7 protein-coding genes and 3 pseudogenes are annotated in these 12,348 nt (G+C 37.3%); all 10 read right to left on the bottom strand.

Annotated features, from left to right (window positions below; translation table 11 throughout):
• Positions 1–288 (bottom strand): translation initiation factor IF-2 N-terminal domain-containing protein (locus tag JCM19034_RS08190; RefSeq protein WP_197276362.1); only part of this gene is annotated, 288 nt, incomplete at its 3' end.
• Positions 289–304: 16 nt separating this feature from the next.
• Complete coding sequence (locus JCM19034_RS08185) at positions 305–604, bottom strand: YlxQ family RNA-binding protein (RefSeq protein ID WP_062048771.1); 300 nt, start codon at positions 602–604, stop codon at positions 305–307.
• Positions 604–875: pseudogene (gene rnpM, locus JCM19034_RS08180) on the bottom strand (RNase P modulator RnpM). Before rnpM ends, JCM19034_RS08185 begins: the two are co-directional and overlap by 1 nt.
• Positions 876–893: 18 nt before the next feature.
• A complete protein-coding gene (nusA, locus tag JCM19034_RS08175) occupies positions 894–2,006 on the bottom strand; it encodes a transcription termination factor NusA (RefSeq protein WP_062048769.1) in 1,113 nt (370 codons plus the stop codon).
• 32 nt (positions 2,007–2,038) lie between these two features.
• Entirely contained in the window at positions 2,039–2,509 is a 471-nt protein-coding gene (rimP, locus tag JCM19034_RS08170) for a ribosome maturation factor RimP (RefSeq protein ID WP_062048767.1), read from the bottom strand.
• A 266-nt stretch (positions 2,510–2,775) separates the two neighbouring features.
• Positions 2,776–7,076, bottom strand: a pseudogene (locus JCM19034_RS08165) (PolC-type DNA polymerase III).
• 133 nt (positions 7,077–7,209) lie between these two features.
• Positions 7,210–8,918: pseudogene (locus JCM19034_RS08160) on the bottom strand (proline--tRNA ligase).
• Positions 8,919–9,057: 139 nt separating this feature from the next.
• A complete protein-coding gene (rseP, locus tag JCM19034_RS08155) occupies positions 9,058–10,314 on the bottom strand; it encodes an RIP metalloprotease RseP (RefSeq protein ID WP_062048810.1) in 1,257 nt (418 codons plus the stop codon).
• 28 nt (positions 10,315–10,342) lie between these two features.
• Positions 10,343–11,491: a 1-deoxy-D-xylulose-5-phosphate reductoisomerase gene (locus tag JCM19034_RS08150; RefSeq protein WP_062048765.1), complete on the bottom strand. Its 1,149-nt coding sequence runs from the start codon at positions 11,489–11,491 to the stop codon at positions 10,343–10,345.
• Positions 11,492–11,542: 51 nt separating this feature from the next.
• Positions 11,543–12,340, bottom strand: a complete 798-nt coding sequence (locus JCM19034_RS08145; protein ID WP_062048763.1) for a phosphatidate cytidylyltransferase — start codon at positions 12,338–12,340, stop codon at positions 11,543–11,545.
• Positions 12,341–12,348: the final 8 nt, after the last annotated feature.

Below are 12,348 nucleotides of genomic sequence, written 5' to 3'. Positions count from 1 at the left end.
CTTTTGGTTCTTCTTATTTTTATTCCCTTTTTTTTGCTGCTGGTTTTGATTAGTATTTCTTTGGTGTGCTGGTTTATTTGGCTTTTCCTGTTTCTTCGTATTTTGATCAGCATTATTGTTCACTGATTCACTACGATTGTTTTTCCCCTCAATTGCCTCAATCATTGAAGCATCTAACACAGACATATGATTTGAAACTTCAAACCCTTTTTCTTTTAATTTCGTTATAACTTCTTTACTTGGTACATTCTTCTCTTTAGCATATTCATATATTCGCATTTTCTTCATGTACTTCCCTCCAACATCATTCATCTATTTGAGCTAATAACTTTTTCGCAAAACCACCATCCATCACGGCTATTATTACTCTTTCCGCTTTCCCGATAGAATGACCTAATTCGTAGCGATTTGAAACAACTCGAACAGGAATATTATAATATTCACATTTACTCTTCACTTTTTTCATCGTTTGGTCAGAGCCATCCTCAGCAATTATAACGAGTTTGGCTGATTGTTTTCTTACTTCGGTAAGAACAAGTTCTTCTCCCGTTACAAGTTTACGTGCTCTTGCAGCTAATCCTAAAAGCGAAAGCCATTTCGCCATTATTTTCTTCCTTTCTTACTTGCCTGCTTTAACTGGTCGTACACTTCATTATCAACTTGTACTTGTAAATGACGTGATAAAACATCCTTTTTCTTAGCAAGCTCGAAACATTCATCACTATTTGTTATATAAGCACCACGACCATTTTTTTACCAGTCGGATCAACGGAAACCTCTCCTTCAGGTGAACGAACAATACGAATGAGCTCTTGCTTTGGCTTCATTTCGTTAGTCACAACACACTTGCGAAGTGGCACTTTACGTTTCTTCATACTCCACCATCTCCCCTATTAGAATGGTTGGTCAGTACTATATACATCTTCATCTTGTACTACCTTTACAAAGCCTTCATCATCAAACAAACCTAGTTCTTTCGCGTCGGATTCACTTTTTATATCCACTTTCCAGCCAGTCAATTTAGCTGCTAAACGGGCATTTTGTCCTCGTTTTCCAATTGCTAAGGACAGCTGGTAGTCAGGGACAATCACTTGAGTCATTTTCTCTTCCTCATTTACCTTAACCTTCAGCACTTTAGATGGGCTTAACGCGTTAGCGACATATTCTACTGGATCATCTGACCAACGTACAATGTCAATTTTCTCCCCTTTTAACTCGTTGACAATCGTTTGAACACGTTGGCCTTTCGGGCCGACACAAGAGCCTACCGGATCTACTTCAGGATTATCAGCATGAACAGCAATCTTCGAACGATCGCCCGCCTCCCTAGAGACAGATTTGATTTCAACAGTACCATCATAAATTTCTGGTACTTCTAATTCAAATAAACGTTTTAAAAGGCCAGGATGAGTTCGTGAAATTAAAATTTGTGGTCCTTTTGTAGTCTTTTCCACTTTCGTAATAAAAGCCTTAATGCGATCATTATGACGATACTTTTCATTCGGCATCTGTTCATTTAATGGAAGAAGTGCTTCAACCTTCCCTAAATCGACATAAATAAAGCGGTGATCTTGTCTTTGAACGATCCCCGTCATAATGTCTTCTTCACGATCAATAAAATCAGCATAAATAATTCCTCTTTCAGCCTCACGAACACGTTGAGTAACAACTTGTTTTGCTGTTTGTGCAGCAATACGACCAAAGTCCTTAGGTGTTACTTCAATTTCTACAACATCATCAACCTCGTAGTTTGGATTAACCTTTTGAGCTTCTTCTAAAGAAATCTCTAGACGTGCGTCAAATACTTCTTCTACGACAGTCTTTCTTGCAAAAACACGAATGCTCCCATTTTCTCTGTTAACATCAACACGGACATTTTGTACTTGATTAAAATTTCGTTTATAGCCTGAAATAAGTGCTGCTTCGATCGCTTCGATTATGACATCCTTTTTAATCCCTTTTTCTTTTTCTAACGTCACTAATGCATCCATAAATTCACTATTCATGGAACTCATTTCCCCCTTTCAAAATATAAAAATTATAAAACAATCGCTAATCTAGCGTTCGCCACTTTTTCTATTGGAATGTCGATCGACTTTGTACGAGTTTTTACTTTGTACTCTATTGTTAGCTGTCTATTCTCAAACGATTGTAATTGACCTTCAAATTCTTTTTGCCCTTCTATTGGCTCATATGTTTTCACAAATACATGTTTCCCGATTGCCTTCGTAAAGTCTTTATCATTTTTCAATGGGCGCTCTGCACCTGGTGAAGATACCTCTAAAAAATATGCCTGGTCGATGGGATCTGTTTCATCTAATTTTTCACTTAAGCGTTCACTAACTTGGCTACAATCTTCTAAATCAATACCTTTATCAGAATCAATAAAGACACGAAGATACCAATTTGGTCCTTCTTTTTTAAATTCAACATCGACTAATTCTAATTGCAATTCTTCAAGAATTGGTGTTACTAATTCAGTCGTAATTTCAGTTGTTTTTGTACTCATGAGTAACCCTCCTTGCTCAACAAGAATACTTTTTATTTATTTTCTCTTTAAATGATTCTTTCATACAGGTCATAACCAGTTATTTCATCATTTAGAATTATCAATTAGAAAAACATAGAATCTAATTCTTATCTTTGAACAAAGGAAAGAGTGGGTTTCCCCACTCTTTCGCGTGAAAGTATTCTAAGTATTACCATAAATACAATACCATACTCTAAAAGCCAATGCAATCATTAACATAATCAAGCTTATATACGAGTGAGCAATTAAAATAACGATAATTGATTGGAGTCTGGTAAACCACTTAAGCAGCCGTGATCATCTAAATGCTCAAGAACTGTTTTTGTTAATTTAGCCCGTTGTTGCAAGTCTTCCTTAGATAGGAATTCCCCATTTTCCCGTGCTTTTTCAATATTAAGAGCTGCGTTTGTCCCTACACCAGACATTGCGTTAAAAGGAGGTAGCAACGTTGTACCTTCTACTTGGAATTCTGTAGCACTTGAGCGATACAAATCAACCTTTTGAAACGAGAAGCCTCGTTCACACATTTCAAGTGCTAATTCTAGTACCGTTAACACAGCCTTTTCCTTTGGTGCTGCATCTAGTCCTTTCGCATTTATTTCTTCAATTTTTGCTTTAATCGCACTAGAACCTTTAATCATTGTATCTAAATCAAAGTCATCCGCACGAACTGTAAAGTAAGAAGCATAATAAAGTATCGGATGATGCACTTTAAAATAAGCAATTCTAACAGCCATTAAAACGTAGGCAGCAGCATGTGCTTTCGGGAACATATATTTAATCTTTTGACACGAGCCGATATACCAATCAGGTACATCATGTTTCTTCATCTCGTCAATCCATTCAGGCTGGAGACCTTTTCCTTTACGAACAAATTCCATGATTTTAAAAGCAAGAGACGGTTCCAATCCTTTATAAATTAAATAGACCATAATGTCATCACGACAACCAATAACATCTTTTAATTCACAAATCCCTTCATAGATCAGTTCATTTGCATTGTTCAACCATACGTCAGTTCCATGAGATAAACCTGAAATCTGAACGAGTTCAGAAAATGTACTCGGTTTTGTCTCTTCAAGCATTTGTCTAACAAACCTTGTCCCAAACTCTGGTATTCCTAACGTTCCTGTCTTACACATTATTTGTTCTTCAGTAACTCCTAGTACCTCGGGACCACTAAAAATTTTCATTACTTCAGGATCATCGGTCGGTATGGTTTTCGGGTCAATCCCACTTAAATCTTGCAACATACGAATAACAGTCGGATCATCGTGACCAAGTATATCAAGCTTTAATAGGTTATCGTGAATGGAATGGAAATCAAAATGCGTCGTCTTCCATTCAGCGTTTTTATCATCTGCTGGATATTGAATTGGGCAAAAATCGTGTATATCCATATAATCAGGAACTACGATAATTCCCCCTGGATGTTGTCCAGTCGTTCTCTTCACGCCAGTACAACCGGAAACGAGCCGATCAATCTCTGCTCCTCGCATCATTAAATTATAATCACTTTGGTACCCTTTCACATAACCATAGGCGGTTTTTTCAGCAACGGTACCGATCGTTCCAGCACGATAGACATATTCTTCACCAAACAACTCTTTCGTGTAATGGTGTGCACGGGGCTGATATTCACCTGAAAAGTTTAAATCAATATCTGGTACTTTATCTCCTTTAAAACCTAAAAATGTTTCAAAAGGTATATCTTGTCCATCTTTAACATAAGCTGTTCCACACTCTGGACAATCTTTATCAGGCAAATCAAAACCGGAGCCGACAGATCCATCATCAAAGAAGTGAGAGTGATGACATTTAGGACACACATAATGAGGAGGCAAAGGATTTACTTCCGTAATTTCGGTCATCGTCGCTACAAAAGAGGAACCGACAGACCCACGCGATCCAACGAGATAGCCATCATTTAGTGATTTCTTAACAAGTTTTTGTGAAATTAAATATATAACGGCGAATCCATGACCGATTATACTTTTTAGTTCTTTTTCAAGTCTAGCTTCGACTAACTCGGGTAATTGCTCTCCGTAAATACTACGAGCACGATTATAACTCATATCACGGATTTCCTGATCTGCACCTTCAATCTTCGGTGTATACAAATCATCTGGAATCGGTTGGATATCATCCACTAAATCAGCAATATGTTGCGTTGATTCGACAACGACTTTCTTTGCCATATTCTCGCCAAGAAACCTGAACTCTTCTAGCATTTCATTTGTTGTTCGGAAATGAACTGGCGGAAGTGTTTGTTTATTTAAAGGGTTAGCCCCACCTTGTGATGTGATTAGAATTTTACGATGAATATAGTCTCTTTCCTCAAGATAATGGACATTTCCAGTTGCAACAACTGGCTTATTTAATTTTTCACCGAGCTTGACAATATTTGTGACAATCTCTTTTAAAGAAGAGTCGTTTTTAACTAGCTCCTTTTCGATTAGATGAGCATAGTTCGATAACGGCTGAATTTCTAAATAATCATAAAAATGAGCTATCTCCTCAACTTCTTGCGGAGATTTTTGCATCATCCCTTCAAAAACTTCTCCTTTATCACAAGCAGAACCAATCAATAAGCCATTTCTTAACTTTTTCAGCAGGGATCTAGGAATTCTAGGTGTCCGGAAGAAATAATCAACGTGTGACATTGATACGAGACGGTATAAATTTTTCAGCCCCTCTTGTGTTTGCGCTAAAATCGTACAATGAAACGGTCTTTGTCGATGCACATTTCCTTGCCCCATATGATCATTTAATTGACGATGATGCTTTATGTTCCTCTCAAAAGCATCCTTAATCATTTTCCATAATAAATAGCCTGTTGCCTCAGCGTCATAAATAGCACGATGGTGACTTACTAATTCGATATCAAACCTTTTACATAAAGTATTTAAACGGTGATTTTTTAATTCAGGATATAAAAAACGCCCTAATTCTAACGTATCAATGACAGGATTCGGTACTTCTCCTAAGCCCATTTTTTGATACCCTACATTTAAAAACCCATATCAAAGCTAGCATTATGGGCAACTAATATCGCATCACCTACAAACTCCTTAAAATTCCTTAACACTTCGTCGACTTCTGGTTGACCTTTTACCATATCATCGGTGATACCTGTTAATTCAATTATTGTATTAGAAAGTGGTTCATGTGGATCAGCAAAAGACTCAAATCGGTCAACGATTTCTCCATCTTTAATTTTTACGGCAGCTAATTCAATTATTGTGTTGTAAACAGCTGATAAGCCCGTCGTCTCTACATCAAATACAACGAATTCATCTTCAATCAAATTGCGATCAGCCTCATTATAGGCAATTGGGACGCCATCATCGACTAAATTCGCTTCAATTCCAAATAATACTTTAACGCCGTTCTTTTTACCTGCTGAATAGGCTTCAGGAAAAGCTTGGACAACGCCGTGATCCGTAATTGCAATTGCTTTATGTCCCCATTTTGCCGCTTGCTCGATATAGCGACCTGCTGAAACAATACCGTCCATTTGACTCATCGTCGTATGAAGATGCAGTTCGACACGCTTTTCTTCTTCAGTAGCTGTGTCTTGTCTTTCTTTCGGCGTAATTTGATTAACATCATTTCCGATCATGACGAGATCACGTACAAACGTATCATTTTGTACGCCACCACGTACTTTCACCCACATACCTTTTTTGATTGCTTGTAACATTGGGACATCTTCTTTATCACGAGAAAACATTTTTACTAGGATTGAATCTGTATAATCAGTAATTTTAAACGTTAATAATGTTCGGCCACTACGAAGCTCCCTTGTTTCCGAAGCAAATACATAACCTTGAACGGTTATTCTTCGTTCCTCGTCTTGTATTGATTCGAGCATGACTGGCTCATCTTTAATTGGATAACCAATAACAAGGTTTTTATCATTTACTTTCTTTTCAGCTTGTTCCTCTTGCTTCTTCTTCTCTAAAATCGCTTCAACCACTTTCGATTGATCTTCTTTTTTGCGATTTTCTACAAATTGCTCATACTCTTGCTTTGACTCTTGAATATTCGTATCTAGTTGTACATTAGGTAGACTCAATTCTATTAAAGTATTTTGTAACGATTCCGTTACTTTACGTTTTAATGCCACAGCTTCAGTCTCATTACGAACATTTATGATCAGACGTCGACCATCATATTTCGGAACTTGCTTAGATAGTAATTGACGAATACCATCTGAGATTGATTGAAGTTTTGTTACGATAATAGGCCAATAATCCTGCCATTCATCAGCAGATAAGGACTTTTGTTCATAAATAAACGTAAATTGAACCTTTGCAATATGTTCAAATGCTTGCTTTAAATGAACTGAAAACAGCTCGTACACCGCTGAGGGTACAATCGTCTTAAGCTCTATTTGAAAATGCCAGGATCGTTTCTGTTTGTCAATTTGCAGTTTACGAATTAGGCCTTCCGCAAAATGCTGTTCAACGATCTGTTTTGGTAACTGGATTTGTTGTAATAATAATTGTAATCTTTCTTTGCGCAGCTGTTCGTCAGGCACCATTTCCCCCTCCTTGCTTTTCTTAAATGGTGTATACAGAAGCTATTTCAATTAAGAAAGTCTATTCGTAAATTTAACAAAGCCCTGCTATAAGATGTCATTATAGCAGGGCTTTAGACGGCATTGCCATTAAAATCTAATAACTACTAAGCAACTTTTGTATCGTTGTTTCTAGTTGATCGACAGAGACCTCTAGCATTTCTCCTGTTTTCTAACCTTCACTTCTACGATATGATCTGCAGCCTTTTTCCCTACTGCGATACGAATCGGAAGACCAAACAAATCAGAATCCTTAAACTTTACCCCTGCTCGTTCTGGACGATCATCAAATAAGACATCCCATTTTTAGATTTTAACTGACTGTATAGCTTTTCACCGAGTTCTCGCTGGGCTTCTTCTTTTACATTAATTGTAACAAGATGTAGATCAAATGGTGCTACTTCACGAGGCCAGACAATTCCATTTCATCATGATTTTGTTCGACAATAGCCGCAACAGTTCGCGAAACACCTATACCGTAACAGCCCATGATCATCGGCTCAGATTTACCTTGTTCATTTAAAAATGTAGCTCCTAACGCTTCACTATACTTAGTCCCTAGCTTAAATACATGCCCTACCTCAATTCCACGTGCGAAGCGAATCGTACCATTACCATCGGGCGATGGGTCCCCTTCTTGGATAAAACGTAAATCTGCATATTGTTGGACCGTAAAATCTCGCTCAATATTTACGTTCACATAATGGTAATCCTTTTCATTTGCACCACATATACCATTAACGACTGTTTTCACTGAATGATCGGCAATAATCGTTACGTTGTTTTCTGTGTTTATAGGGCCAACAAATCCAGCTGACAGCCAATTACTTTCACTGTTTGCTCCTCAGTTGCTAGCTCGATCGACTTCGCCTTTGGATAAAGATGACCAACTTTTATTTCATTCACCTCATGATCGCCCCGAACAAGAATTAGCACAGGCTCATCATCTATGATAAATAGCAAAGATTTAATCGTTATTTGTGGCTCAACTTCGAAAAATGAGCAAACTTCTTGAATTGATTTAACATTTGGTGTCTCTCTCTTTTCTAGCGTGCGTAATGCTTCTTTGTCTTTATTCAATTCTGGCACTTGAACTGGTGCAATTTCAATATTAGCCGCAAAATCAGATCGATCGGAGTATGCAATTGTATCCTCACCAATTTCACTTAATACCATAAATTCATGTGTATCCGTTCCACCTATTGTACCAGAATCAGCCTCAACTGCCCTGAAATCAAGTCCACATCTTGTGAAAATACGTTGATAGGCCTCATACATCGCTTTGTAACTCTCATCTAGACCTTCATAATTCGTATCAAATGAATAGGCATCCTTCATCATAAATTCACGTGAACGCAATACACCGAAACGTGGACGTCTCTCATCACGATATTTCGTTTGAATTTGGTAAACGTTAATAGGAAGTTTTTTATAGGATTTAACATCGTCACGAATAAGAGAAGTAATCACTTCCTCATGAGTTGCACCTAGTACAAAATCACGTTCATGTCGATCTTTTAATCTCATGAGCTCAGGTCCATAAGCACTTAATCGACCAGATTCTTCCCATAGCTCAGCTGGTTGAATAGCTGGCATTAAAACCTCCTGAGCACCTTTTTCATCCATTTCTTCCCGAATGATTTCCTCGACTTTTTTTAGCACTCTTTTTCCTAATGGAAGGTATGAATAAATCCCCGAAGCTGTTTGTCTAATAAGACCGGCTCTTAACATTAATTGATGACTTTTAATTTCGGCGTCAGCTGGTAAATCACGTAAAGTTGGCGATAAATAAGTACGTTGTCGCATCCTACATATTCCTTTCTATATCATTACTGAGTTTGTTAAGTAAAACGTCGTTGATTTTGAGCTAGATTGAGCCAAGCTTCTTCTATAAAGCTCTAATAATAGTCTAATCAAACGATGTCAGAATGTAGTCTTCTTACTTCTACATAAAAAAGGTCGTTATATCATTCCAAGTTACAACAATAACTAACAGCATTAACAAAACAAAACCGATAAAATGCACAAAGCCTTCCTTATGTGGATCAATTGGTTTTCCTCTTAAAGCCTCTAAACCAATGAAAGTTAAACGTCCACCATCCATGGCTGGCAGCGGCAATAAGTTAATGATGCCTAAGTTTACACTTAAGGCTGCAGTCCAATGCATTAAAACATAAATCCCCATCGCGGCAGCCTCTCCTGTATAGTTGTAGATACCGACTGGCCCCGAAACATAATCTAATTTAAACTCACCTGTAAATAGCATCCCTAACACTTCAAATATCATTGAAGCAAATAAATATGTTTGAGTAAATCCAAATTGTACAGCACCTATTAAAGAAAATTCCGTTGGACCTCGAATTCCAACAAATCCTTCTTCTTCACCAAACTGGCCTTCTCTTGCTTCTGGTACGACGGGAATCGCCAATGTCTGACCGTCACGCTCAATCTCAAATATAAGTTCTTCGTTCGGATGTTGCTGAATGAGAGATGTCATCTCTTCCCATGTCGACAATGGTTGATTATTTATTGATAAAACAACATCGTCTTTTTGCAGCCCTGCTGATAGTGCGACACCATCTTCCGTTACATCACCTATTCTTGCTTCATCAACAGGCATACCTTGCATTAAAGCATAAGCAATTAAAATAACGATTGCTAGAACAAAGTTCATTAATGGTCCAGCAAAGATAGCCATAGCCCGTTGTCCTACTGATTTTGATCCAAATTGACGATTCCATGGTGCTATTTGTGTTGCTTCTTCGTCCTGGATAAAATGCGCTCTATCATCGATTTCATATCGAATTAATTCACCGTCTTGATTGTAGGCTTCAATAAATAACTCCTTTTCAAGATCAATTCGTTCGACTTGGACAACATGAGCTTCAGGATGCTTAGATTTATTGTTAATGATGATTCGCGAAACTTTATTCATTTCGTTAAATACTAAACCAATTTCATAACCTGGTTTTATATTAATCATCTCGGGGTCTTCACCAGCCATACGAACAAATCCACCAAGCGGCAGTAGACGGATCGTATAAACTGTTTCATTTTTCTTGAAAGAATAAATTTTCGGACCAAAGCCAATCGCAAATTCTCGACAAAGGATCCCTGCCCGTTTCGCAAAATAAAGATGACCCCATTCATGAATTGATACAAGAAGTCCGAAAATAACAACAACCGCTAAAATGGTTTGAATTGATTGCATCTAGTAACGTCCACCTTTCTTATTTAATTAATGAGTGGATAATTTGACGAGTTTCTAAATCAACAGCAACAATTTCTTCAAGTGAAGGATTTTGTGTTGGATTGTGTTGAGCCATCGCTTGTTCTATAACCGATTCAATCTCAAGAAAAGACAAACGATTTTGCAGAAAATAAGAAACAGCCACTTCATTTGCTGCATTTAATACTGTAGGCATCGTTCCACCTATCCGACCAGCCTCATAAGCAAAAGCTACACATCGATATCGGTCAACATCCAGCTCCTTAAAATGTAGTTGTCCGATTTCAGATAACTTTAATCGGTCGTTTGCTTTATTTGATAGGCGGTGTGGATACGTAAGTGCATACTGAATGGGTACTCGCATATCTGGTGTTCCCAACTGAGCAATAACACTTCCATCAATGTATTCAACCATTGAATGAATAATACTTTCTTTATGTAATAACACATCTATTTTTTCATATGGTATATCAAATAACCAATGTGCTTCAATAATTTCTAAGCCTTTATTCATCATCGTCGCTGAATCGATCGTGATTTTAGCACCCATAGACCAATTTGGATGCTTCAATGCTTCATCAACTGTTACATTTTGCAAGTCTAAACGCGAGCGATCTCGGAAGCTTCCTCCAGAAGCTGTTAAAATTAATTTATCGACTTCAAGTATATTTTGACCTTGTAGAGCTTGAAAGATAGCCGAATGCTCGCTGTCAACCGGAAGCAATGGTACATTTGCACGTTTCGCTTCATTCGTGACAATATGTCCTGCTGTTACGAGCGTTTCCTTATTAGCAATTGCAATCGATTTGCCCTCACGTATCGCAGCTAATGTAGGACCTAAACCGACGCTCCCTATCACTGCATTTACTACTATGTTTGCTTTTGGGTTTGTTGCTACTTCAACAAGTCCTTCATTTCCCCATACAACTTTTATCCCGGCTGGAATATTGTTCCTTAGCTGATCATGTTCAACCTTTGACATAACTGAAACGACTGATGGTTGAAATTCATTGATTTGCTTAATAGCTAAATCAATATTACGCCCAGCGGACATTGAAACTAGAGAAAATTGCTCAGGATATTGTCTAATCACATCTAATGTTTGTGTGCCAATCGAGCCTGTAGCACCTAATAAACTAATATGCTTCAATCTATTCACCTACACAATTTATAATAATCCTGACTTTTCTTCGCCTAAAGTTTATATAAGCAAAAGCAAATGTAAAATTGGCATAACATAGATTAAACTATCAAACCGATCTAATATGCCACCATGGCCAGGTAAGACATTCCCTGAATCCTTTACAGCATAATGGCGCTTTAATGCAGATTCTACTAAATCTCCTAATTGGCCAAATATAGAAGTAATTAAAATAATAATAATTGTTATAACGTAATTGGGAAAGATCGGATAAAAAACGTAAAAGATTGTCCCTATAACGATTGCACCTACGACACCACCAATGGATCCTTCAATCGTTTTTTTAGGACTTATATCCGGCCACAACTTATGTTTGCCTAATGAACGACCAACGAAATAAGCAACAGAGTCAGTAGTCCATATTATTAATAAAACAAAGAATACTAATATCATTCCAATCTCAGGTAATTCCCTTGTTACAATAAGGTAATGGAAACCAAATCCAACGTACACTGACGATAAAATGACAAAACCAACCTCATCAAAGGTAAAGGTATTCTTAGTAATAACCGTAAACATGAGTAATGCTAATATTAAAAAAAGAAATATTTCAACTTTTGAGAATGAAAAAGGAATGACTTGATCATACCATGCAGTAGGTACAAGCAGTAGCCACATGGATAACAGGCTGACAAATCCCATTAAAGAAATGGGTGATATTTTTTTCATTTTTAATAATTCGAAAATGGCTATAGAAGCGACAATGGTTATAAAAAGAGAAAAGAGCCATCCTCCAACGATAACAAAACTTATAAATATTACTCCACCAATTATTCCTGTAATAATTCGCTGCTTCAAATTCTTTC

The organism is Bacillus sp. JCM 19034, assembly GCF_001310635.1.
GTDB lineage: Bacteria > Bacillota > Bacilli > Bacillales > Bacillaceae_D > Halalkalibacter.
The sequence above is the reverse complement of the archived record's forward strand: the minus strand, read 5'-3'. Positions and strand labels throughout refer to the sequence as shown.

Coding starts and splice junctions, on each gene's coding strand:
- nusA (WP_062048769.1), bottom strand. CDS start 2,006: ATGAATAGTGAATTTATGGATGCATTAGTGACGTTAGAAAAAGAAAAA.
- JCM19034_RS08185 (WP_062048771.1), bottom strand. CDS start 604: ATGGCGAAATGGCTTTCGCTTTTAGGATTAGCTGCAAGAGCACGTAAA.
- rimP (WP_062048767.1), bottom strand. CDS start 2,509: ATGAGTACAAAAACAACTGAAATTACGACTGAATTAGTAACACCAATT.